Source organism: Micromonospora sp. WMMD998 (assembly GCF_029581235.1).
GTDB lineage: Bacteria > Actinomycetota > Actinomycetes > Mycobacteriales > Micromonosporaceae > Micromonospora.
Genome location: NZ_CP120740.1, coordinates 5,264,097 through 5,287,931 on the forward strand (window position 1 = coordinate 5,264,097; position 23,835 = coordinate 5,287,931).

A 23,835-nucleotide genomic window follows, 5' to 3' on the forward strand; every position below is an offset into this window, starting at 1 on the left:
GGGGGCCGCGGTCAGCCGACCGCGCCCTCCATCTGCAGCTCGATCAGGCGGTTGAGCTCCAGCGCGTACTCCATCGGGAGTTCCTTGGCGATCGGCTCGATGAAGCCGCGCACGATCATCGCCATCGCCTCGTCCTCGCTCAGGCCCCGGCTCATCAGGTAGAAGAGCTGGTCGTCGCTGACCTTGGAGACGGTCGCCTCGTGCCCCATCGACACGTCGTCCTCGCGGATGTCGACGTAGGGGTAGGTGTCGGAGCGGGAGATGGTGTCGACCAGCAGCGCGTCGCACTTGACCGTGCTGCGGCTGCTGTGCGAGCCCTCCAGCACCTGCACCAGGCCACGGTAGGAGGTGCGGCCACCACCGCGGGCGATCGACTTCGACACGATGGTGCTGCTCGTGTGCGGCGCCGCGTGCACCATCTTGGCGCCGGCGTCCTGGTGCTGACCCTCGCCGGCCATGGCCACCGAGAGCACCTCACCCTTGGCGTGCTCGCCGGTCATGTAGACCGCCGGGTACTTCATGGTGACCTTGGAACCGATGTTGCCGTCGACCCACTCCATGGTCGCGCCCTCGTGGCACACGGCGCGCTTGGTGACCAGGTTGTAGACGTTGTTCGACCAGTTCTGGATGGTCGTGTAGCGGCAGCGCGCGTTCTTCTTGACCACGATCTCCACGACCGCGCTGTGCAGCGAGTCGGAGGAGTAGAGCGGCGCGGTGCAGCCCTCGACGTAGTGCACGTACGCGCCCTCGTCGACGATGATCAGCGTCCGCTCGAACTGGCCCATGTTCTCGGTGTTGATCCGGAAGTAGGCCTGGAGCGGGATCTCCACGTGCACGCCCTTCGGCACGTAGATGAACGAGCCACCGGACCAGACGGAGGTGTTCAACGCGGCGAACTTGTTGTCGCCGACCGGGATGACGGTGCCGAAGTATTCCTTGAACAGGTCCTCGTGCTCCTTGAGGGCGGTGTCGGTGTCGAGGAAGACGACACCCTGCTCCTCAAGGTCCTCACGGATCTTGTGGTAGACGACCTCGGACTCGTACTGCGCCGCGACGCCGGCCACCAGCCGCTGCTTCTCCGCCTCCGGGATGCCCAGCCGGTCATAGGTGTTCTTGATGTCCTCGGGCAGGTCCTCCCAGCTCGTGGCCTGCTTCTCGGTGGACCGCACGAAGTACTTGATGTTGTCGAAGTCGATCCCGGTGAGGTCCGCGCCCCAGGCCGGCATCGGCTTGCGCCCGAACAGGCGCAGGCCCTTCAGGCGCAGGTCGAGCATCCAGGCCGGCTCGTTCTTCTTGGCCGAGATGTCCCGCACCACCGCCTCGTTCAGGCCACGCTGGGCGGCGGCGCCGGCGACGTCGGAGTCGGCCCAGCCGTACTCGTAACGACCGAGGGCGGCGAGCTGCTCCTCCTGGGTCAGGGGCTGGACGATCTGCTCGGTCATCTATCTGTCCTCACAGTGGTGACGGTGGAACCGGACTGGGCGGGAATGTGCGTGGTGCACACGCCGTCGCCGTGCGCGATGGTGGCCAGGCGCTGCACGTGGGTGCCGACCAGACGGGAGATCACCGCGGTCTCGGCCTCGCACAGCTGGGGAAACTCGGCGGCCACGTGCGCCACCGGGCAGTGGTGCTGGCAGAGCTGGCCGCCGGAGGCGATCGTGGACGCGTTGGCAGCGTAGCCCTCGGCGGTCAGCGCGCCGGCGAGCGCCTCGGCCCGCGCGAGCGGGGCGTCGCCGGCGTCCTCCATGGCGGACCGGCAGCGCGCCTCGAGCGCGGCGACCTGGTCGGCCGCGAACTCCGCGACCGCCTCGTCGCCGCCGGTGCGGGCGATCCACCGGAGCGCGGCGGTGGCCATGTTGTCGTAGTGGTGGGTGCCGCAGCGCACCCGGGCGGCGTCGGTGAGCACGAAGACCTTGGCCGGACGGCCCCGTCCCCGGCTGCCCCGCACCACCTGCTCGCGGGCGACCACGTCGCCGTCGGCGAGCATCGCGTCGAGGTGCCGGCGGATCGCCGCCGGGCTGAGGCCGAGCGCCGAGCCGAGCTGCGCGGCGGTGGTCGCGCCCCGCTCCAGCAGGAGCTGGGTGACCCGGTCCCGGGTCGGCGGGTCGGCAGGTGCCGTCGCGCCGGCGACCGAGCTGGTCACCGACCCTCCGGACAGCGCTGCCACGTTTTTCACAACGGCAACGTTACGTAATTCGCGCGGGGCCCGCAAACCCGGGGTCCGGTGATCCTGGCCACCGGAGCGGCGGAGTCACCCGATCGGGGTCCACTACGATGCGTAGGATTCGCGGGGTGAAGCGTTCCGTCCGGTTCCCGGTCTCCCCCACGCTGCTGCGCCGGCTCGCCTACACCTCGATCATCGCGAACGTGGCGATCGTGGTCACCGGCGGGGGTGTCCGTCTCACCGCGTCCGGCCTCGGTTGCCCCACCTGGCCCCGGTGCACCGACGAGTCCTACACCACCACGTCCGAGATGGGCGTGCACGGCGTGATCGAGTTCGGCAACCGGCTGCTGACGTTCGCGGTGGGGATCATCGCGCTCGCCGTGGTGCTGGCCGTGCTGGCCCAGCGCCCGCGCCGCCGGGGGCTGCTGCCGCTGGCCGTGGGCGTGCTGCTCGGCATCCCGGCCCAGGCGGTCATCGGCGGGATCACCGTGCTCACCAACCTCAACCCGTGGGTGGTCGGGCTGCACTTCCTCGCCTCGATGGCGGTGATCGCCGCCGCGTACGCGCTGTGGCGGCGCACCGGCGAGCCGGACGGCCCGGTGACGCCGACCGTGCCGGCGCCGCTGCGTACCCTCGCCTGGATCACCGCCGCGGTCACCGCGGCCGTGCTCGTGGTCGGCACCTGGGTGACCGGCAGCGGCCCGCACGCCGGCGACCACGGCGCGGCCCGCAACGGCCTGGACCCGGAGGCGATCTCCCAGGTCCACGCGGACGGCGTCTTCCTGCTGATCGGCCTCTCGGTGGCGCTGTTCTTCGCGTTCCGCGCGGTCGGCGCGCAGCGTGCCGCCCGGGCCGCCGGGGTGCTGCTCGCGGTCGAGCTGGGCCAGGGCCTGATCGGCTTCGTGCAGTACTTCACCCACCTGCCCGCGGTGCTGGTCGCCGCGCACATGCTCGGCTCCTGCCTGGTGCTGCTGGCGATGCTGGGCGTGCTCGGGGCCACCCGGGAGCGGCTCCCGGCCACCCCGCCGACCCCCGCCGCGCCCGCCGCCGAGCCGGTCGGCGCCACCGCCTGAGCCGCGCGTTACGGCGCGGCGGGAGCGGGAATACGGCCCGGACGACGGACCGTACGCCCGAGGGGAGCCACCGGTGCCGCGCAAGGGACTCGCCACGACCGCACCGCAGCGGCTGACCCCGGTGGCCGGCGCGCCGCTGTGGTGCGACGCCCGGGAGCACGGACTCACCGGGGACGGGGTGACGAACGACCAGCCGGCGCTGGCCGCGCTCGTGGACCGCCTCGGCGCGGGGTACGACGCCGACGGCCGGGCCCGGGTCATCCACTGCCCACCCGGCCTCTACTCGATCCGCGACGCCGGCACGATCTGGCGCAGCGGCGTCTCCCTGATCGGCGCCGGCCCGGCGGCGACCCGGTTCCTGCTCAGCAACGAGGGCAACCGCGCCGATCCGGTGCCGCTGGCCTTCTGGACCACCGTGCAGCACGGCGCGGACCGGGACCGGCACATCGCCGACTGCACCTTCGCCGACTTCGAGATCGACGGCTCCGGGGTGGCCCAGACCGCCTACGACTACCTGGCCAAGGGCCTGGGCCTGCAATACGTGGTGCGGGGCGTGTTCCGCAACCTCTACATCCACCACACCGGCGCGACCGGCCTCGGCTGCGACTTCCTCCAGGACAGCCTGATCGACGGCGTGGTCGTGGTGGGCTGCGGCCGGCTGGACAACGGCCGGCAGATGGGCGGCGCCGGGATCGGGGTGGGCATCGGCGGCTGGGGTGACGTGGAACGCCTCACCATCACCAACTGCACCACCATCGGCAACGGCACCAACGGCATCTTCCTGGAGTTGCAGAAGGACTACTGGACCCCGCCGCGCGGCATCCGCATCATCGGCTGCCACAGCCAGGCCAACCGGTTCGGCATCTCGGACTGGGGCGCGGACGGGCTGATCGTCTCCGGCTGCACCATGACCAACAACCTGGAGGCCGGTTTCGACGTCTCGGCCAACGGCACCGCCGGCGTCGCCGGACACGGCGGGCTGCTCACCGGCTGCGTGATCGACTGCAACGTCGGAAACGGGATCAGCATGGGCGACACCCCCGGGCCGTACGCCGTGCAGGCCAACCGGATCAGCCGCAACGGCGGGTACGGCTACCACGAGCACGACCTGGGCCGCGGCTACCGGGGCACGGCCGCGGACGTGGTGATCCAGGACAACGACATCCGGGAGAACGCGCTGGACGGGATCCGGATCGACCGGCCGATGCTCGACGCGTCGATCGTCGGCAACCGGATCCGGGACAACGGACGCCGCTCCGCGCCGCCGTACCGCGGCTCGGGTGACGCGGTGCGCTACGGCCCCCGGGAGGTCACCGACGGCGCGGCGGACTGGCCGACCGGCGGGCACCGGGGGAAGGTGGTCCGGGCCGGCACCCGGGAGGCGGTGGTCGCCGACAACACCAGCAACCGGCTCTCCCTGGCCGAGGTACGCCCCGACGGCGCCACCGGCTGGAACGAGGCCACCCCGGGCCCGGGCACCGCGTACGAGCTGCCGGACGGGCCGGCGGTGTGCGCCGGGATCACGATCGCCGCCCCGTTCGACTCGGCCACCGTGCGGGGCAACCGGATCTGGCAGCGGGACGCCGACACCCAGGCGTACGGCATCTGGGTCACCGAGTCGGGAAGCTGCGTCTCCTGCGCGGTGGAGGACAACGACCTGGCCGGGTCGTCGGCCGCGCTGCGGCTGGACACCCCGCCGATCGGCGGTCGCTGGGAACGCAACCACACCGACCGGGACTGAGGTTGCGCGGCCCAGCCGGCCCCGGCGGCGACGTCCGCGACCGTGACCGTGACCCGCCTCGCCGGGCGGCGGAGCGGACTGACCGGGCTGACCGGGCGCCGCGCATGCGCGGACGGTGGGCACGCGGTCGCCGCTCGGGCACCTCAGCAGGGCGCCCCCGCCGTGGGAACACCATCGGCGTGTCACTGCTCCGCAGACACCCCTGGCGTTCCACCCATCGGCCATGGACGTCACGGCTGGAACGCCACGGGTGCCTCAGACCCGCTCAGACACCCCTGGCGTTCCACCCATCGGCCACGGACGTCGCGGGTGGAACGCCATGGGTGCGTCGGCGGCGATCGGGCGGGCGCACGGGCGGAGGACCGCGTCGGGACAGCCATCGGGCCTCGTCGCGCGAGGGGTGGCGCTCTGGCGGGTGAAGGCGGTCGGGGCGGCGGGTTACGCCAGCGCGGCAGACCAGGCCGGTCAGAGCCGGAGCGGAGCCGGGCCGGAGCGGGCCGGAGCAGGGGGCAGACGGGACCGAACCGGAGGAGCGGGCGGGGCCGGTCAGCGGCGGTGGGCCAGGTGGGTCGTCACGGCATCGGCGAGGCGGTCCGGGGCGCCGTCGGCGTACCCGACGAACAGGCTCGGCTCGGTCAGCTCCAGCTCGACCAGCACCGGCGTGCCGTCCGGGCCGGGAATCAGGTCGACCCGGGCGTAGAGCAGCCGGTCGGCGCCGCCCGGCACGGCGGCGAGCACCCGCTCCGCGACGGCCCGCTGGCCCGGGGTGGCGGTGCGGGCCTCGATGCGCTCCTCCTTGTAGAGCGCGGCCTCGCCCAGGTCCGGGCCGGTCAGCATCGGCCCCTTGCGGATCGCGTGACTGAACGCCAGGCCGTCGGGGCCGGCCAGGAAGAGCAGCGCGGTCTCGCCGGCGGTGTCCACCGCGTCGAGGTACGGCTGGACCATGGTGACCCGGCCGGCGTCACCGAGCCGCCGTAGGTGCGCCCACGCCAGCTCACGGTGCTCCGGGTCGGCCAGGTCGTAGCGCCCGGTGTCCTGACTGCCGGCGCTGATCGCCGGTTTGAGCACGTGCTCGCCGCCGGTGGGCGGCGTCCAGCTCTCCCCCGGCCCGACCCACACGGTCGGCACGGTCGGCACGCCGGCGGCCGAGAGCGCGGCGAGGTAGCGCTTGTCGGTGTTCCAGGCGACCACGTCGGCCGGATTGACCAGGGCCGGGACGGTGCGCGCCCAGGCGACGAACTCGTCCCGGCGCAGCGCGTAGTCCCAGGGCGAGCGGAGGACGACGAGGGCGTAGGCGGCCCAGTCCACGGTCGGGTCGTCCCAGACCGCGATCTCGGCGGTGACGCCGCGCGCGGCGAGCGGGCCGAGCACGAGCCGGTCGTCGGGGTCGAGGTCGGGCAGGGCGGCGCAGGTGACGAGAGCGACCCGGGGTTTCCCCCGGGTCGACTGGTGGTGGTTGGTCATGCGGTTATGTGTGTCAACGGGCCATCGTGCGCCGAGCCATCGACCGCCAGAGGTCGTTGCTCGGACGCATCTGGTCCATCAGTTCACGCTCCCAAGCGTTTTCGATGTCGACCCCGGCCGTGGCGCAGGCCTGCCGCGCGACGTCGGTGTCGTCGGCGAACTGGTCGGCCCATGCCCCGTCGGAACCCACGAGGACGATCCGTGCACCGCGCTTGCCGACGTACTCGATGACGGCCTTCGCGCCACCGTGCCCGGCGGCGAACGACTTGATGCCCGCGACCAGGCCGTTGGAGGCCTGCTCAGGGGACTGATCAGCCGTAAGCGTCGTATCGGAACCATCTGCCATGACGCGAAGCCTAAGCAGACTTCCACCCGGATGTGCGAGAACAGTGAACTGAATGTGATACCAATTACCCGTCGGTTTAAGCGGAACCACAGGTAATTAGCCTAGATTTATCCGTTAAGTCTGGGCGAAACGGGCAACCAATATCGTCACACTCTGTCCCGGTTGGTCCCCCGGGTCGGTCTCCGGAAAAACTTCTGATGAACCGCCGCGCGGGGCGGGTCAGAGCAGCGCGTCGAGCGCGACGGCGGCGAAGAGGATGGTGAGGTAGGTGGTGGACCAGTGGAACAGCCGCATCGGCTTGACCGCCTCGCCACGGGCCGCGCGCCGGCACAGCTTGTGCGCCTCGACCACGAAGATGCCGCCGACGACGAGCGCCGTCACCCCGTAGAGCGGGCTCATCCCGAGCGGCCAGACCGCCAGCGAGGAGAGCAGCGTCAGCCAGGAGAACGCGATGATCTCCGCGTTGACCCGCCGGACGGAGGCGACCACCGGGAGCATCGGGATGCCGGCCCGCGCGTAGTCGTCCTTGTACTTGATGGCGAGCGCGTAGAAGTGCGGCATCTGCCAGAAGAACACCACCGCGAACAGGCCCCAGGCCGCGGGCGCCAGCGAGCCGGTCACCGCGGCCCAGCCGATCAGCACCGGCGCGGCCCCGCAGACACCGCCCCAGAACGTGTTGGCGGCCGTGGTCCGCTTCAACCAGAGCGTGTAGACCAGGTCGTAGTAGGCGATCGCGGCGAGCGTCAGCCCGGCCGCCAGCCAGTTGGTGGTGGCCGCCATCAGCGCCACCGACACCACCGCCAGGACCAACCCGAAGACGAGCGCGCTGCGGGGCGACACGGTGTGCGCGGGCAGCGGCCGGCGCTTGGTGCGCCGCATCAACTGGTCGATGTCGCGGTCGATGTAGCAGTTGAGCACGCTTGCCGCGCCGGCGGCGAGCGAGCCGCCGACAAGCACCACGGCCACCAGCCACAGCGACGGCATCCCGCCGTCCGCGAGCATCATCGCCGGCACGGTGGTGACCAGCAGCAGCTCCACGATCCGCGGCTTGGTCAACGCCACGTACGCGGCCACCACGGCCCGCACGTCCCGCCGGCCGGTCGCCGGCGCCGCGGTCACCGTGCCCACCGGCGACGTCCCGGCAGGATTGCTGACCGGGCGCTCGGTGATCATGCTCACGGATTGCCACCTTCCGGCATCGGCAGGGGAGGTCGTCGGCCCGGACCCGAGGCAGGTCCACACACCGCCCCACACCCTACGCGCCGTCGTTTTGGCTGCCCCGTGGACCCGGCAACGGTGCGGGCCGTCACACCGGTGGTTGAACGGCCGGTCGGGGCGGAAACGTACAAGTCAGCATGCCGAGATCCCCGGGCGGACGTTTAGCGTCGCTCGATAGGGTCATCAGTGAGGGTTCCGCCCATCTGCCGAGGAGCACATGAACGTGGCTGCGAAACGACCCGAGCTTCCCGCTCTCAACTGGTCCGACCTCGACCGCAGGGCCGTCGACACGGTCCGCGTGCTGGCCATGGACGCCGTGGAGAAATCCGGCAACGGCCACCCGGGTACGGCGATGAGCCTCGCCCCGGCGGCCTACCTCCTGTTCAACCGGGTCATGCGGCACAACCCGACCGACCCGAACTGGCCCGGCCGGGACCGGTTCGTGCTGTCCGCCGGGCACTCCAGCCTGACCCTCTACATCCAGCTCTTCCTCTCCGGCTACCCGCTGGCCCTGGACGACCTCAAGGCGCTGCGCCAGTGGGGCTCGCTCACCCCGGGCCACCCGGAGCACGGCCACACCCCGGGCGTGGAGACCACCACCGGCCCGCTCGGGCAGGGCCTCGGCAACGCGGTCGGCATGGCCATGGCGGCCCGCCGGGAGCGCGGCCTGTTCGACCCCGAGCCGGACCGCGCCGACTCGCCGTTCCGGCACGACATCTGGTGCATCGCCTCCGACGGCGACATCGAGGAGGGCATCACCCACGAGGTCAGCGCGCTCGCCGGCCACCAGCAGCTCGGCAACCTCTGCGTGATCTACGACGACAACGAGATCTCGATCGAGGACGACACCCGGATCGCCAAGAGCGAGGACGTGGCGGCCCGCTACGAGGCGTACGGCTGGCACGTGCAGACCGTCGACTGGCGCACCGGCGACGCGGACCAGGGCGACTACCACGAGGACGTGGAGGCGCTCTACCAGGCGCTGCTGGCCGCCAGGGCGGAGACCGGCAGGCCGTCGTTCGTCGCGCTGCGCACCATCATCGGCTGGCCCGCGCCGAACAAGCAGAACACCGGCAAGATCCACGGCTCGGCGCTCGGCGCCGACGAGGTGAAGGCCACCAAGGAGGTCCTCGGCTTCGACCCGCAGCGCACGTTCGAGGTCGACGAGGAGGTGCTCAAGCACGCCCGCCAGGTCGTCGAGCGCGGCACGCAGGCGCAGGCCGAGTGGACCAAGGGGTTCGACGCCTGGGCGCAGGCCAACCCGGAGCGCAAGGCGCTGTGGGACCGGATGGCCACCCGTACCCTGCCGACCGGCTGGACCGACGCGCTGCCCGACTTCCCGGCGGACGCCAAGGGCGTCGCCACCCGGGCCGCCTCCGGCAAGGTCCTGGAGGCGCTCGCCCCGGTGCTGCCGGAGCTGTGGGGCGGCTCGGCCGACCTGGCCGAGAGCAACAACACCACCATGAAGGGCGAGCCGTCGTTCGTCCCGGCCGGCCACGCCACCAAGGACTTCCCGGGCGACGAGTACGGCCGCACGCTGCACTTCGGCATCCGTGAGCACGGCATGGGGTCGATCCTCAACGGCATCGCGCTGCACGGTGGCACCCGCCCCTACGGCGGCACGTTCCTCGTGTTCAGCGACTACATGCGCCCGTCGGTGCGGCTCGCCGCGCTGATGAAGCTGCCGGTGACCTACGTCTGGACACACGACTCGATCGGCCTCGGCGAGGACGGCCCGACCCACCAGCCGATCGAACACCTGAGCGCGCTGCGGGCCATCCCCGGCCTGGACGTGGTCCGCCCGGCCGACGCCAACGAGACGGCGTGGGCGTGGCGGCAGGCGTTGGAGCACACCGACCGGCCGACCGCGCTGGCGCTCAGCCGGCAGGCGCTGCCGACTGTCGACCGCACCGAGTTCGGGTCCGCCGAGGGCACCGCCAAGGGCGGGTACGTCCTGGCCGAGGCGTCCAACGGCAAGCCGCAGGTGATCCTGGTCGGCACCGGCTCCGAGGTGCAGCTCTGCCTCACCGCCCGGGAGCGGCTGGAGGCCGACGGCACCCCCACCCGGGTGGTGTCCATGCCGTGCCAGGAATGGTTCTTCGCGCAGGACGAGGCATACCGGGAGTCGGTGCTACCGCGCGGGGTAAAGGCACGGGTGAGCGTGGAGGCGGGCATCGCGATGTCGTGGCGGGCGATCGTCGGCGACAGCGGCGAGTGCGTGAGCATCGAGCACTACGGCGCGAGCGCGCCCTACACCGTGCTCTTCGAGCAGTTCGGGTTCACCCCCGACCGGATCGTGGCCGCCGCGCACGCGGCGCTGACCCGGGTGGGCGACATCACCGGTTTCACGACCGGCAACTGAGGGGAGCGTGACGGCATGACGGACAGGCTGAGCGAGCTCCAGAGCGCCGGGGTGGCGATCTGGCTCGACGATCTTTCCCGGGTGCGACTGACCTCCGGCGGGCTGGACAAGCTGCGCCGGGAGAGCCACGTGGCCGGGGTGACCACCAACCCGACGATCTTCGCCAAGGCGCTGAGCGACGCCGACGAGTACGACTGGCAGCTCCGTGACCTCGCCACCCGCGACGTGGACGTCGAGGAGGCGGTCCGCATGCTCACCACGTACGACGTGCGGTGGGCGTGCGACGTGATGCGCCCGTCGTACGACGCCAGCGCCGGGGTGGACGGCCGGGTCTCGATCGAGGTGGACCCGCGGTCGGCGCACGACGCGGACAAGACCGCCGCCGAGGCGAAGGCGCTGTGGTGGCTGGTCGACCGGCCGAACCTCTTCATCAAGATCCCGGCGACCGAGGAGGGCCTGCCGGCGATCACGAAGACGCTGGCCGAGGGGATCAGCGTCAACGTCACGCTGATCTTCGGGCTGGACCGCTACTCGCAGGTGATGGAGGCGTTCCTCGCCGGCCTGGAGCAGGCGCAGGCGAACGGGCACGACCTGTCGAAGATCGGCTCGGTCGCCTCGTTCTTCGTCTCCCGGGTCGACACCGAGGTGGACAAGCGGCTGGAGAAGATCGGCTCCGACCAGGCCAAGTCGCTGCGCGGCAAGGCCGCGGTCGCCAACGCCCGGCTGGCCTACGAGCGCTACGGCGAGGTGTTCTCCTCGGCGCGCTGGCAGAAGCTGGCCGACGCCGGCGCCCACCCGCAGCGCCCGCTGTGGGCCTCCACGTCGACGAAGAACCCGGACTACCGGGACGTCATCTACGTCGAGGAGCTGATCGCCCCCGGCACGGTCAACACCATGCCGGAGCCGGTCGTCCACGCCTACGCCGACCACGGCGAGACCCAGGCGGACACGATCACCGGCGCGTACGACGACGCGCGCACGGTCTTCGCCGACCTGGAATCGGTCGGCATCGACCTGGCCGACGTGATCGCCACGCTGGAACGCGAGGGCGTGGAGAAGTTCGAGGCGAGCTGGCTGGAGCTGCTGGAGGGGGTCAAGAAGTCCCTCGCCGAGGCGGCCAAGGGCGTCGACCGCCCGCACCAGGCCGCCGAGGGCAACGCGCAGAACGCCCAGCAGGCCGGCGGGAACGCGTGACCGACGGCGTCCGACACGTCCCGGGGCGCTGCCCCGGGACGTGTTCCGCCGTACCGTGGAACCGGTGAGGTGAGTGACCTGAGCGACCTGGTGGCCGGTCCGGCGGACGTCGCCGCCGGCTTGGCCGTGCACGGCGCGGACGCGGTGGACCGGTCCGCGCGCGCCGCGCTGGTCGCCCACGACGTCCCCGCGCGGCTGGCCGCCCAGGACCCGACCCTCTGGGGGCCCGGGGCCGAGCCGGCGGCGCGCACCCGGCTGGGCTGGCTGGACACCCACTGCCGCAGCTGGGACCTGCTCCCCCAACTCGCCGAGCTGACCGCCGAGCTGGGCGACCTGGACCACGTGGTGCTGGCCGGCGACCGCGCCACCACGCTCGCCGCCGAGGTGATCGCCGAGTGCCTGGGCCGGCCGCTGACCGTGCTCGACACGGCCGATCCCGGTCCGGTCCGGGCGGCGCTGGCCGACCGGCCGGCGCGCACCGTGCTGGTGCTCGCCGGCCCCGACCTGGACCGCACCACCGACGCGCACCTGCGGGCCTACCGGCAGGTGTGGCGTGACGCGGGGCCGGAGGCCGCCCGGCACGTCGTGGTGGTCACCCGGCCCGGCTCGGCGCTGGAGACGCTCGCCGACGAGTGGGGCGCGGTGGTGCTTCCGGTCGATCCGGAGGTGGCCGGGCACTGGGCCGCGCTCACCGCGTTCGGGCTGGTCCCGGCGGCGCTCGCCGGCGCCCCGGTCACCGAGCTGCTGGACGAGGCGGCGGCGCTGGCCGGCGCGCTGGACCGGGTCCGGGACAATCCCGGCCTGGCGCTCGGCGCGGCCCTGGGCGCGGCGCCCGGCGGCGGCCGGGCCACCGTGGCGCTGGTGCCCGACGGCACCGGCCTCGACGGGCTGCGCCACTGGGCCGCCGCGCTGCTCGCCACGGCGACCGGCGGGCGGATCCTGCCGGTCGCGGCGGAGTCCCCGGACGCGCCCGGCGCCACCGGCCCGGACGTGCTGACGGTGAGCCTCGGCGGCGCGCTCGGCCCGGGCGCGGCACCCGGCCCGGTCGCCGACGTGGCGGTCAACGGCCCGCTCGGCGCGCAGTTCCTCACCTGGCAGTACGCCGCCGCGACCGCCGCGGCGGCGCTGCGGGTGGACCCGTTCGCCGCGCCCGCCGGCGTCGCGGGCGACGACGAGCCGACGCCGGCGGGCCGGTCGCCCTCGTCGGTCGAGGGCGCGATCGAGGTGTACGCCCCGGCGGGCGCCCCCGCCGACCTGGCCGGCGCGCTGCGCTGGCTCACCGACGGGCGGGGCCCCGAGGAGCACCTCGCGGTGACCGCGTGGCTCGACCGGCGGGCCGACGCGGCGGTGGCCGGGCTGCGCCCGGTGCTGGCGCGGCGGACCGGGTGGCCGGTGACCTTCGGGTGGGGTCCCCGTCGCCCGGCCCACACCGACGGGCGCGCCCGGCACCTCCAGATCACCGGTGCGGTCACCGATGATCTCCCGGTGCCCGGTCGTCCGTACACCTTCGCGGAGCTACAGGCGGCCCAGGCCGCCGACGACCGGGGGGCCCTGGCCCGCCGGGGGCGACCGGTGCTGCGACTGCATCTGACCGAGCGGGCGACCGGGGTCGCCCAGCTGCTGGACACGGCCGGACGGACACGTACGTGACGATCAACGACCTGGAATCGGTGGACCGAGACGCAGGAGGAGGTGGCCCGGTGAACCCGCTGCGTGACCCCCAGGACCGGCGGCTGCCGCGTATCCCTGAGCCGTGCGCCCTGGTGATCTTCGGAGTCACCGGCGACCTGGCCCGGAAGAAGCTGTTGCCGGCGGTCTACGACCTGGCGAACCGGGGGCTGCTGCCGCCCGGCTTCGCGGTGCTGGGCTTCGCCCGCCGCGACTGGGGCGACGGCGACTTCGAGTCGCTGGCCCACGACGCGGCCAAGAAGCACGCCCGCACCCCGTGGCGCGAGGAGGTCTGGGCCCGGCTGGTCGGCAACATCAAGTTCGTCGGCGGCTCGTTCGACGACGACGACGCCTTCGACCGTCTCGCCAGCACGCTCGACGAGCTGCGCGACTCGCACGGCATCCAGGGCAACGCCGCGTTCTACTTCTCCATCCCGCCGGCCGCCTTCCCGGTGGTGCTCAAGCAGCTCGCCCGCACCGGCATGGCGGACAACGAGAAGTCCGGCGGCTGGCGGCGGGTGGTCGTGGAGAAGCCGTTCGGCAACGACCTGCCCTCGGCCAAGGCGCTCAACGACCTGGTCGACGACGTCTTCACCCGTCAGGACGTCTTCCGGATCGACCACTACCTGGGCAAGGAGACGGTCCAGAACATCCTGGCCCTGCGGTTCGCCAACAACCTGTTCGAGCCGCTGTGGAACTCCCAGTACGTCGACTCGGTGCAGATCACCATGGCCGAGGACGTCGGCATCGGCACCCGGGCCGCGTTCTACGACTCGGTCGGCACCGCCCGGGACGTGCTCCAGAACCATCTGCTCCAGTTGCTCGCCCTGGTCGCGATGGAGGAGCCGACAAGCTTCGACGCCGACGAGATCCGGGCCGAGAAGCTCAAGGTGCTCAAGGCCATCGCCGTGCCGCGGGACATCGCCGCGGACACCGTGCGCGGGCAATACCTGCCCGGCTGGGTGGGCGGCGAGCGCGCCAAGGGCTACCGGGAGGAGGACGACGTCCCGGAGGACTCCACCACCGAGACGTACGTGGCGGTGAAGCTGGCCATCCAGAACCGGCGCTGGGCCGGGGTGCCGTTCTACATCCGGGCCGGCAAGCGGCTGCCCCGGCGGGTCACTGAGGTGGCCATCATGTTCAAGAAGGCGCCGCACCTGCCGTTCGACCCGGCCGACATGGAGTCCCTCGGCGCCAACCAGCTCGTCATCCGGGTGCAGCCGGACGAGGGCGTGGTGCTGAAGTTCGGCTCCAAGGTGCCGGGCACCACGATGGAGGTCCGCGACATCGCGATGGACTTCCAGTACGGCGAGGCGTTCACCGAGTCCAGCCCGGAGGCGTACGAACGGCTTGTCCTGGACGTGCTGGTCGGCGACCGGACGCTGTTCCCGGACGCCGCCGAGGTCGAGCAGAGCTGGCAGGTCGTCGACCCGCTGGAGCACGCCTGGGCGGGCACGAAGCCGGAGCCGTACCGGGCCGGCGAGTGGGGCCCCCGGGCCGCCGACGAGATGCTGGCCCGCGAGGGCCGGGCCTGGCGGAGAGCGTGACCGAGCAGAGCGAGCGGACCGGGAGGCTCCAGTGATCGGGTTGTGGGACACCACGGGCAACGAGGTGGTCAAGGCGCTGGCCGCCGAGCGACGCAGCGCCGGCGGGGTGGCCAGCGGCATGGCGCTCAGCCTGATCGTGGTGGTGGACGAGAAGCGGGTCCGGGAGGCGGAGGCGGCGGCCACCATCGCCGCCGCCGCGCACCCCTGCCGGCTCCTGGTGGTGGTCCGCTCGGACGTCGAGCGGGACCGCAACCGCCTGGACGCGGAGATCGTCGTGGGCGGCCGGCTCGGCCCGTGCGAGGCGGTGGTCACCCGGATGTACGGCCGGCTCGCGCTGCACGCCGAGTCCGTGGTGTTGCCGCTGCTGGTGCCGGACGTACCGGTGGTGACCTGGTGGCACGACGAGCCGCCGCACGAGATCGCCACCGACTTCCTCGGCGTGGTGGCCGACCGCCGGATCACCGACTCGGCGCAGGCCGCCGACCCGATCGCCGCGCTGCGGCAGCGGGCGCAGGACTACGCGCCGGGCGACACCGACCTGGCCTGGACCCGGATCACCCCGTGGCGCACGCTCGTCGCCGGGGCGTTCGACACCACCCAGGCCCGGGTGACCGAGGCGACGGTGGTGGCGCCGCGCACCGACCCGACCGCGGCGCTGATGCGCGGGTGGCTCACCGCCCGGCTCGGCATCGAGCCGACCTGGGAGCACACCGACGAGTTCCCGCGGATGCGCGAGGTGCAGTTGCGCTGCGCCAACGGCGACGAGCTGACGCTGACCCGGGACGACAGCATCGCGAACTTCCGGCGTACCGGGCAGGAGGACCGGACGCTGCCGCTGGTCCGCCGGCCGCTCGGCGACGAGTTGGCCGAGGAGCTGCGCCGGCTCGACGCCGACCAGGTGTACGCCGAGGCGCTCGGCGCGACGGTCGGGCTGACCGGTTTGGACCAGCGTCCGGCCCAGCGGGTGCACGTGTGGAAGGATCCGGCGACCGCCCGACGGGCCGAGGCCGGGGTGACCGCGCACGCGGGCGCGACCGCGAACGAGTGACCGTCCGGACCGGGCGGCGACACGCAGCGAGGACCGCCGCGGGGTGGTCGGAACGTGAGGGCACGACGGATGAGTGAGGCGAGTGTCGCCGTACACGCCGACCCTGACCTGCTGGCGCAGGCCGTGGCGGCCCGGCTGGTGGTGAAGCTGCTCGACGCGCAGGCCGAGCGCGGTCAGGCGTCGGTGGTGCTGACCGGCGGGCGGATCGCCGCGGCCGTCCACCGGGCGGTCGGCGAGCTTCCCGCCCGGGACGCCGTCGACTGGTCCCGGGTGGACGTCTGGTGGGGTGACGAGCGGTTCCTGCCGGCCGGTGACCCGGATCGCAACGAGACCCAGGCGCGGGCGGCGCTGCTGGACGCGCTGCCGCTGGACCCGGCGCGGGTGCACCAGATGCCGGCGTCGGACGGTCCGGCCGGTGACGACCCGGAGGCGGCTGCCGCCGGGTACGCGCGGGAGCTGGCCGCCGCCGCCCGCCCGGGGCACGCCGCCCTCCCCCACTTCGACGTGCTGATGCTCGGCGTCGGTGAGGACGGGCACGTGGCGTCGGTGTTCCCGGAGCATCCGGTGCACCACGACAGCCGCCCGGTCAGCGCGGTGCGGGGTAGCCCGAAGCCGCCGCCGGTGCGGACCACGCTGACCCTGCCGACGATCAACACGGCGGAGGAGGTGTGGCTGATCGCCGCCGGGGCGGACAAGGCCCGGGCGGTGGGCATGGCGTTGGCCGGGGCCGGGCCGGTGCAGTTGCCGGCGGCCGGCGTGCACGGCGTCTCCCGTACCCTCTGGCTGCTGGACCGCGCCGCGGCGGCGCACGTGCCGCCGCGCTCGCGCAGCTTGAGGTGATAAGGAGGGGCCCCCTTTTAACGCCTGCGGTAGAGGCGGGGCCCCTTCTTAACACCCGGGCTCAGGCGCGGCCCCTACGGCGACGCAGCGCCGCGAGTGCCTCCGCCAGCAGCGCCTCGCCCTCCTCGGGGGTGCGCCGCTCCTGCACGTACGCCAGGTGGGTCTTGTAGGGCTCGGCGCGCTGCCGGCCCGGCGGGTTGCCCGGCTCGGGACCGGCCGGCTCCCCGCAGCGGGGGCAGTCCCACGACGCCGGGGTCTCCGCCTCGGCCGCGATCAGGAACTCGACCCGGTGCTCGTGGCGGCACCAGTAGACGACCGGCCGGCGTGGGGCCGGCTCGGAGCGCTGGTCGAAGCGCTCGGGGGCGGACCCGATCCGGGTGCCGCGGATGACGTTGTTGCTGGGCACGGTTGCGCGCTCCCTGTCGTCGGAGGGGACCGCCGCCGGATGGGGTCGGCGACGGGCGACGGGCGGAGAAACAAACTGCGCGCGGTCCGTGACGGACCGCGCGCAGATTGTACGCTTATTCGGCGCTCGCTCAGGTGCCGCTGCTCATCTGGAGCCGGAGCCAGAGCCCGAGCCCGACGATGCACGCGAACCAGACGATCCCCACCAGAACGGTGTAGCGGTCGAGGTTCTTCTCGGCCACCGAGGAACCGGCCAGGCTGGAGCTGACGCCGCCGCCGAACATGCTCGACAACCCGCCGCCCTTACCGCGGTGCAGGAGGATCAGCAGGACGAGCAGCACGCTGGTGATGACCAGCAACGTGATCATCGTGTAGGCGAACCAGATCGGCATGGCGGGGGTCAGTCCTCTCGTTACGATCACTGCCCGGACCTGTCGGGCACGGTGGCACCGACCGGTGGACGGGCAGCGTCAAGGATAGCGAGCGATCAGCGGCCCGTGTGCTCCGGGAACCGACAGATCTGTGCGAACTCCTCCGCGTCGAGGCTCGCGCCCCCGACCAGCGCCCCGTCCACGTCCGGCTGGGCCATGATCGCGGCGACGTTCGACGCCTTGACCGACCCGCCGTAGAGGATCCGGACCTGCCCGGCGGTGGCCTCGTCGTAGGTCTCCACGAGCCGCTTGCGCACCTCGCCGCAGACCTCCTGCGCGTCCTCCGGCGTCGCCGTCTTGCCGGTGCCGATCGCCCAGACCGGCTCGTACGCGACGACGACCTTGGTGACCTGCTCGGCGGTGAGGCCCTTCAGCGCGCCGTCGAGCTGGTCGCAGCAGTGCGGAACCTGCTTGAGCTGCTCCCGGATCTCCAGGCCCTCGCCGATGCAGAGGATCGGGGTGAGCCCGTTCGCCAGCGCCGCCGCCACCTTCGCGTTGACGAGCGCGTCGTCCTCGTAGTGGTATTGCCGCCGCTCGGAGTGGCCGACCGCCACGTAGGTGCAGCCGAGCTTGGCGAGCATCGACCCGGCGATGTCACCGGTGTACGCCCCGGACGGGAACGGCGACAGGTCCTGCGCGCCGTAGCCGATCAGCAGCTTGTCGCCGTCCACCGCGGTCTGCACGGTACGCAGGTCGGTGAAGGGCGGCAGCACCACGCACTCGACGTCGGTGAGCTGCTTCTCGGTCAGGCTCGCGGCCAGCTTCTGCATCAGCAGGTTGGCCTCGAGGTGGTTCAAATTCATCTTCCAGTTGCCGGCCATCAGCGGCCGGCGGGTCGTGCTCGCCATTCAGTTCTCCAGAGCCGCGATGCCGGGGAGGGTCTTGCCCTCCAGATATTCCAGGGAGGCGCCGCCACCGGTGGAGATGTGCCCGAACGAGGACTCGTCCAGGCCCAGCGCGCGCACCGCCGCGGCGGAGTCGCCGCCGCCCACCACGCTGAACGCGTCGGCCTTGGTGATCGCCTCGGCCACCCCGCGGGTGCCGTTCGCGAACGCCGCCATCTCGAACACGCCCATCGGGCCGTTCCAGAAGATCGTCTTCGCCTGGGACAGCACGGCGGCGAACCCGGCCACCGTCTCCGGGCCGATGTCCAGGCCCAGGCGGTGGCTGGGGATGCCGTCGGCGGGCACCGTGTCGTGCGCGGCGTCCGGAGCGAACGCGTCCGCGGCCACCACGTCGACCGGGAGCATGATCTTGCCGGGCGCGCGTTCCATCAGGTTGCGGCAGGTCTCGACCATCTCCTCCTCCAGCAGCGAGGTGCCCACCTCGTGGCCCTGGGCCTTGAGGAAGGTGAAGCACATCCCGCCGCCGATGAGCAGCCGGTCGACCGTGGGCAGCAGCGCCTCGATCACGGCCAGCTTGTCGGAGACCTTCGAGCCGCCCAGCACCACCACGTACGGCCGCTCCGGGTCGCCGGTGAGCCGGCTGAGCACCTCGACCTCGCGCAGCACGAGGCGGCCGGCGACGTGCGGCAGCCGCGCCGGCACGTCGTGCACACTCGCGTGCTTGCGGTGCACCGCGCCGAAGGCGTCGTCGACGTAGGCGTCGCCGAGCGCCGCGAGCTGATCGGCGAACGCGCCGCGCTCGGCGGAGTCCTTGCTGGTCTCGCCCTTGTTGAACCGCAGGTTCTCCAGCAGCGCGACCTGACCGTCGGCCAGCCCGGCCACGGTCGACTGCGCCGAGTCGCCGACGGTGTCCTCGGCGAAGCTCACCGGGGCGTCGAGCAGCTCGCCGAGCCGCCCGGCGACCGGGCGGAGGCTGAACTGCGGGTCCGGCGCGCCCTTCGGGCGGCCCAGGTGCGAGCAGACGACCACCTTCGCGCCCGCCTGCACCAGCGCGCCGAGCGTCGGCAGCACGGCCCGGATCCGGCCGTCGTCGGTGATGGCACCGGTCTGCTTGTCGAGCGGGACGTTCAGGTCGGCGCGCACCAGCACGCGCCGACCCGAGACCCCCTCGGCGAGCAGGTCGTCGAGGTTACGGATCCCACTCACAGGGACTGACCCACCAGCTTGACCAGGTCGACCAGGCGGTTGGAGTAGCCCCACTCGTTGTCGTACCAGCCGACGACCTTGACCTGGTTGCCGATCACCTTGGTCAGCGGCGCGTCGAAGATGCACGACGCCGGGTCGGTGACGATATCGGCGGAGACGATCGGGTCCTCGTTGTAGACCAGGATGCCCTTGAGCGGGCCGTCCGCGGCGGCCTTCAGCGCGGCGTTGACCTCGTCCACGGTGGTCTCCCGGCCGACCTCGACGGTCAGGTCGGTGGCCGAGCCGGTCGGGATCGGCACCCGCAGCGCGTACCCGTCGAGCTTGCCCTTGAGATCCGGCAGGACCAGGCCGATGGCCTTCGCGGCGCCGGTCGAGGTCGGCACGATGTTGAGCGCGGCGGCGCGGGCCCGGCGCAGGTCCTTGTGCGGCGCGTCCTGCAGGTTCTGGTCCTGCGTGTACGCGTGGATGGTGGTCATCAGACCCTTGGTGATGCCGAACGTGTCGTGCAGCACCTTGGCCATCGGGGCGAGGCAGTTGGTGGTGCAGGAGGCGTTCGAGATGATGGTGTGCTTGGCCGGGTCGTACTGGTCCTGGTTGACGCCCATGACCACGGTGACGTCCTCGTTCTTCGCCGGCGCGGAGATGATGACCTTCTTGGCCCCGCCGTCGATGTGCGCCTTCGCCTTGCCGCCGTCGGTGAAGAACCCGGTGGACTCGATGACCACGTCGGCGCCGACCTCGCCCCACGGCAGCTTCGCCGGGTCCTTCTCGGCGAACGCCTTGATGGTCTTGCCGCCCACGGTGATCTCGTCGGCGGTGGCCTTCACCTCGTGCGGGAGGCGGCCCAGGATGCTGTCGTACTTGACGAGGTGAGCGAGCGTCGCGTTGTCGGTCAGGTCGTTGACGGCGACGACCTCGATGTCAGCGCCGGACGCCAGCACTGCCCGGAAGAAGTTACGGCCGATCCGGCCGAAGCCGTTGATGCCAACCCGGATGGTCACAGGTCCCATCTCCTCGCGTTCTGGTCCGCCGGCGTCAGACCACGGCCGGCGAAGGTGTGTGCGCCGACCGTTCGAGCCGGCCGTTGACGGTTCATCTCGGCCACCCCGCCGCGGTCTCTGGGGACCTGACCGCCCGAGGCGGTGATGACGGCGAGAGTGCCTGTGCCGGCCCCCTTGCCGTACGCAGCGACCCTATCCGAGCGCGTGACGGCCCGCTCGGGCGGGTGGTGGTCCCGCTCGGGCGACGTCGCCCCACCGTCCTATCAGACCACGAGCATGTCCGGCGTGACTGCCGCTTCGGTATCCGGGATGCCCAGGTCGCGGGCCCTTTTGTCGGCGAGCGCGAGCAGCCGGCGGATCCGGCCGGCGATGGCGTCCTTGGTCAGCGGCGGCTCGGCCAGCGCGCCCAACTCCTCCAGGGACGCCTGGCGGTGCTCCAGCCGCAGCCGACCGGCCGAGGTCAGGTGGTTGGGCGCGTCGTCGGCGAGGATCTCCAACGCCCGGGTGACCCGGGCGGCGGCGGCCACCGCGGCGCGCGCCGAGCGGCGCAGGTTGGCGTCGTCGAAGTTGGCCAGCCGGTTGGCGGTGGCCCGCACCTCCCGGCGTACCCGCCGCTCCTCCCAGGCCAGCACGCTGGAGTGCGCGCCGATGCGGGTGAGCAGCGCGGCGATCGCGTCACCGTCCTTGACCACCACCCGGTCCACGCCGCGTACCTCACGGTTCTTGGCGGTGATGCCGATGCGGCGGGCGGCGCCGACCAGCGCCAGCGCCGACTCCGGCCCCGGGCAGGTGATCTCCAACGCGCTGGAGCGGCCCGGCTCGGTCAGCGAGCCGTGCGCCATGAACGCGCCCCGCCAGGCGGAGACCGCGCAGCAGACGTTCGCGGCCACCACGTGCGGCGGCAGGCCCCGCACCGGACGGCCCCGCACGTCCAGCAGGCCGGTCTGCCGGGCGAGCGCCTCGCCGTCCTTGACCACCCGCACGATGAAGTGACTGCCCTTGCGCAGGCCGCCCGAGGCGAGCACGTGGATCTCACTCGGGTAGCCGTAGACCTCGGCGATCTCCCGCCGCAGCCGGCGGGCCACCGCGCCGGTGTCCAACTCCGCCTCGACCACCACGCGACCTGACACGATGTGCAGGCCGCCGGCGAAGCGCAGCAGGGCGGCCATCTCCGCCCGGCGGCAGCAGGGCTTGGGCACGTCGACCCGACTCAGCTCGTCCTTGACCGCAGCCGTCATCGCCATTCCAACGCCCCCTCACGGACCGGTACCGGCGTGTCGCCGGTGATTACGTACGTGTCTAACGATCGGCGCCCAGGACAGGCACCAGTGCGGCGCCCAGGGCGGCCGGATCATGACGGGGTGTGCCGTCGGTGACGGCGACGGGAGCGAGGACCAGCCGGGCACCAAGCGATTCTGCCGCACGTTCGACCGCCACGGGATCACCCACCGCCGTCGAGTCGGCGAGCACCATGTCCACCTTCAGCTCGGGCAGATAGCGCCGCAGGGTGTCCAGATGGTCGGGCAGGGACAACCCGGACGTCTCCTTCTCGGCCACCAGGTTCAACGTCACCAACCGCCGCGCCGGGCTGGACACGATCGCGTCGGCCAGGCCGGGCACCAGCAGGTGCGGCAGCACGCTCGTGTACCAACTGCCCGGCCCGAAGATCAGCCAGTCGGCGGCGCGTACCGCGGTCACCGCCTCGGCGCACGCGGCCGGCGCGGCCGGGGCCAGCCGCAGCGACTCGACCGTGCCCGGGGTGACCGCCACCTGGTGCTGGCCGCGCACCGTGGACACCTCGTCCGGGTGGGCCGGGTCGGCGCCCCGGACCCGCGCCTCGATGCCCACCGGCTGCCGCGACATCGGCAACACCCGACCGACCGCGCCGAGCATCGCCCCCGCGTGGTCGAGCGCGGCCACCGGGTCGCCGAGCAGCTCGATCAGCCCGTGCAGCAGCAGGTTGCCAACCGCGTGGCCGGCGAGCGGGTCGCCCACCCCGCCGGCCGCCGGCGGCGTGCCGAGCGTCGGCGCGGGCGTCGCGACCGCGGCGAAGCGGTGCTGGAACAACGCCGCGCTGCGCCGCGTCGCCGGATGGTCACCGGAGAGCGCCACGAGCGCCTGCCGCAGGTCACCCGGGGGCAGTCCGCCGCGCTCGGCCCGCAACCGGCCGCTGGAGCCGCCGTCGTCACCAACCGTGACCACCGCGGTGATGTCCAGATCCAGTCCGGGTACGCAGTGCCGCAGCGCCCGCAGGGACGCCGAGAGCCCGTGGCCGCCGCCGAACGCGACCACCCTGGTCGGGGTCACTCCCGCCCCAGGTCCCGGTGTTGCGCGTGGGCGGCGATGCCGGAGGCGCGCAGCCGGGCGGCCAACTCCTCGGCGATCGCCACGCTGCGGTGCTTGCCGCCGGTGCAGCCGACCGCCACCGTCAGATAGCGCTTGCCCTCCCGCTCGAACCCGGCGGTGGTGGCGTTGACCAGGTCGGCGTAACCGGTGACGAACCCGTCCGCGCCCTCCTGACCCAGCACGTACGCGCTCACCGCCTCCTCCCGGCCGGTGTGCTCGCGCAACTCCGGCACCCAGTACGGGTTGGGCAGGAACCGGGCGTCCATCACGAAGTCGGCGTCCGGCGGCAGGCCGTACTTGAAGCCGAACGACAGCACGGTGATCCGCAGCCGGCGGGCGTCCTCCCCGCCGAACAGCTCCTCGACCCGGCGGCGGAGCTGGTTGACGTTCAGGTGGCTGGTGTCGATGATCACGTCGGCCTGGTCGCGGGCCTCCTCCAGCAGCGCCCGCTCGACCGCGATGCCGTCGGCCAGCCGCCCGTCGCCCTGCAACGGGTGCGACCGACGCACGCTCTCGAACCGGCGGATCAGCACCTCGTCGTCGGCGTCGACGAAGACCACCCGCGGCTGGAAGCCCCGCTCCCGCAACTCCCGGATCGCGCCGGCCAGGTCGGTGGAGAAGGCCCGCGACCGCACGTCCAGCACCATCGCCGTACGCCGGGCCGCGCCGCCGGCCTTGGAGGCCAGCTCGGCCATGTCCAGCAGGAGCGCCTGGGGCAGGTTGTCGACCACGTAGTAGCCGACGTTCTCCAACGCCCGGGCCACCGTGCTGCGCCCGCCACCGGAGAGGCCGGTCACCACCACCAGGGAGGTCTCCGCCTCGGCCGACACCGGCCGCCCCGTCGCCGTCTCCGCGCCGGTCGGCCCCAGTTCGTCCACCGTTCGCGCCTCGCTCACCCGCTACCCCCAGCCTGGCGCCACGGCCGGTCGGCCGCGC

At 72.7% G+C, this 23,835-nt stretch carries 21 protein-coding genes; 8 read left to right on the forward strand and 13 right to left on the reverse strand.

The window, feature by feature from the left end:
- Positions 1–11: 11 nt before the first annotated feature.
- Together sufB and O7619_RS23705 are read right to left on the reverse strand one after the other, a co-directional pair.
- A complete protein-coding gene (gene sufB / locus O7619_RS23700; protein WP_281587602.1) occupies positions 12–1,442 on the reverse strand; it encodes a Fe-S cluster assembly protein SufB in 1,431 nt (476 codons plus the stop codon).
- Positions 1,439–2,143, reverse strand: a complete 705-nt coding sequence (locus O7619_RS23705) for an ArsR family transcriptional regulator (protein ID WP_282283507.1) — start codon at positions 2,141–2,143, stop codon at positions 1,439–1,441. Before O7619_RS23705 ends, sufB begins: the two co-directional genes overlap by 4 nt.
- Positions 2,144–2,274: 131 nt before the next feature.
- On the opposite strand from O7619_RS23705, the gene O7619_RS23710 reads away from it, so the two are divergent.
- Both O7619_RS23710 and O7619_RS23715 read left to right on the forward strand, forming a co-directional pair.
- The gene (locus O7619_RS23710) at positions 2,275–3,237 is read left to right on the forward strand and encodes a COX15/CtaA family protein (RefSeq protein ID WP_282283508.1); all 963 of its coding nucleotides are present in this window, start codon (positions 2,275–2,277) and stop codon (positions 3,235–3,237) included.
- Positions 3,238–3,310: 73 nt separating this feature from the next.
- Entirely contained in the window at positions 3,311–4,978 is a 1,668-nt protein-coding gene (locus O7619_RS23715) for a right-handed parallel beta-helix repeat-containing protein (protein WP_282283509.1), read from the forward strand.
- Positions 4,979–5,524: 546 nt separating this feature from the next.
- Here the strand turns inward: O7619_RS23715 and O7619_RS23720 are convergent.
- The 3 genes from O7619_RS23720 to O7619_RS23730 all read right to left on the reverse strand — a co-directional run bounded on the left by O7619_RS23720 (position 5,525) and on the right by O7619_RS23730 (position 7,967).
- Complete coding sequence (locus O7619_RS23720) at positions 5,525–6,442, reverse strand: hypothetical protein (RefSeq protein WP_282283510.1); 918 nt, start codon at positions 6,440–6,442, stop codon at positions 5,525–5,527.
- 13 nt (positions 6,443–6,455) lie between these two features.
- A complete protein-coding gene (locus tag O7619_RS23725) occupies positions 6,456–6,788 on the reverse strand; it encodes a hypothetical protein (protein ID WP_282283511.1) in 333 nt (110 codons plus the stop codon).
- A gap of 219 nt (positions 6,789–7,007) precedes the next feature.
- Entirely contained in the window at positions 7,008–7,967 is a 960-nt protein-coding gene (locus O7619_RS23730) for a heme o synthase (RefSeq protein WP_282283513.1), read from the reverse strand.
- 262 nt (positions 7,968–8,229) lie between these two features.
- Between O7619_RS23730 and tkt the strand changes: the two genes are divergently transcribed.
- The 6 genes from tkt to pgl all read left to right on the forward strand — a co-directional run bounded on the left by tkt (position 8,230) and on the right by pgl (position 16,665).
- A complete protein-coding gene (gene tkt / locus O7619_RS23735; RefSeq protein ID WP_282283514.1) occupies positions 8,230–10,368 on the forward strand; it encodes a transketolase in 2,139 nt (712 codons plus the stop codon).
- A gap of 15 nt (positions 10,369–10,383) precedes the next feature.
- Entirely contained in the window at positions 10,384–11,562 is a 1,179-nt protein-coding gene (gene tal / locus O7619_RS23740; protein ID WP_282283515.1) for a transaldolase, read from the forward strand.
- A 78-nt stretch (positions 11,563–11,640) separates the two neighbouring features.
- Positions 11,641–13,212 (forward strand): glucose-6-phosphate isomerase, encoded by a 1,572-nt coding sequence (locus O7619_RS23745; protein WP_282288919.1) that lies wholly within the window; start codon positions 11,641–11,643, stop codon positions 13,210–13,212.
- Positions 13,213–13,262: 50 nt separating this feature from the next.
- Positions 13,263–14,777, forward strand: coding sequence for a glucose-6-phosphate dehydrogenase (gene zwf, locus O7619_RS23750; RefSeq protein ID WP_282283516.1), 1,515 nt, complete (start codon positions 13,263–13,265; stop codon positions 14,775–14,777).
- Positions 14,778–14,808: 31 nt separating this feature from the next.
- Entirely contained in the window at positions 14,809–15,825 is a 1,017-nt protein-coding gene (locus tag O7619_RS23755; protein WP_282283517.1) for a glucose-6-phosphate dehydrogenase assembly protein OpcA, read from the forward strand.
- A 69-nt stretch (positions 15,826–15,894) separates the two neighbouring features.
- Positions 15,895–16,665 carry a 6-phosphogluconolactonase gene (gene pgl / locus O7619_RS23760; protein ID WP_282283518.1) on the forward strand — a complete coding sequence of 257 codons (771 nt, stop codon included), beginning with the start codon at positions 15,895–15,897 and terminating at the stop codon, positions 16,663–16,665.
- Positions 16,666–16,726: 61 nt separating this feature from the next.
- Here the strand turns inward: pgl and O7619_RS23765 are convergent, their stop codons facing one another.
- From O7619_RS23765 to rapZ, 8 genes are all read right to left on the reverse strand, one after another.
- Positions 16,727–17,071 (reverse strand): RNA polymerase-binding protein RbpA, encoded by a 345-nt coding sequence (locus tag O7619_RS23765; RefSeq protein WP_282283519.1) that lies wholly within the window; start codon positions 17,069–17,071, stop codon positions 16,727–16,729.
- A 130-nt stretch (positions 17,072–17,201) separates the two neighbouring features.
- Positions 17,202–17,462: a preprotein translocase subunit SecG gene (gene secG, locus O7619_RS23770; RefSeq protein WP_181569394.1), complete on the reverse strand. Its 261-nt coding sequence runs from the start codon at positions 17,460–17,462 to the stop codon at positions 17,202–17,204.
- A 95-nt stretch (positions 17,463–17,557) separates the two neighbouring features.
- Positions 17,558–18,349, reverse strand: coding sequence for a triose-phosphate isomerase (gene tpiA, locus O7619_RS23775; RefSeq protein ID WP_282283520.1), 792 nt, complete (start codon positions 18,347–18,349; stop codon positions 17,558–17,560).
- On the reverse strand, positions 18,350–19,543 hold the full coding sequence (locus O7619_RS23780) for a phosphoglycerate kinase (RefSeq protein WP_282288920.1): 1,194 nt from the start codon (positions 19,541–19,543) through the stop codon (positions 18,350–18,352). It lies immediately after the preceding gene.
- Positions 19,544–19,548: 5 nt separating this feature from the next.
- The gene (gap, locus tag O7619_RS23785) at positions 19,549–20,553 is read right to left on the reverse strand and encodes a type I glyceraldehyde-3-phosphate dehydrogenase (protein ID WP_282283522.1); all 1,005 of its coding nucleotides are present in this window, start codon (positions 20,551–20,553) and stop codon (positions 19,549–19,551) included.
- Positions 20,554–20,816: 263 nt separating this feature from the next.
- Complete coding sequence (gene whiA, locus O7619_RS23790) at positions 20,817–21,797, reverse strand: DNA-binding protein WhiA (RefSeq protein ID WP_018788213.1); 981 nt, start codon at positions 21,795–21,797, stop codon at positions 20,817–20,819.
- Positions 21,798–21,852: 55 nt separating this feature from the next.
- Positions 21,853–22,860: a 2-phospho-L-lactate transferase CofD family protein gene (locus O7619_RS23795; protein ID WP_282283523.1), complete on the reverse strand. Its 1,008-nt coding sequence runs from the start codon at positions 22,858–22,860 to the stop codon at positions 21,853–21,855.
- Positions 22,857–23,729 (reverse strand): RNase adapter RapZ, encoded by an 873-nt coding sequence (gene rapZ / locus O7619_RS23800; RefSeq protein WP_282288921.1) that lies wholly within the window; start codon positions 23,727–23,729, stop codon positions 22,857–22,859. The genes O7619_RS23795 and rapZ overlap by 4 nt, the downstream gene beginning before the upstream one ends.
- Positions 23,730–23,835 lie beyond the last annotated feature (106 nt).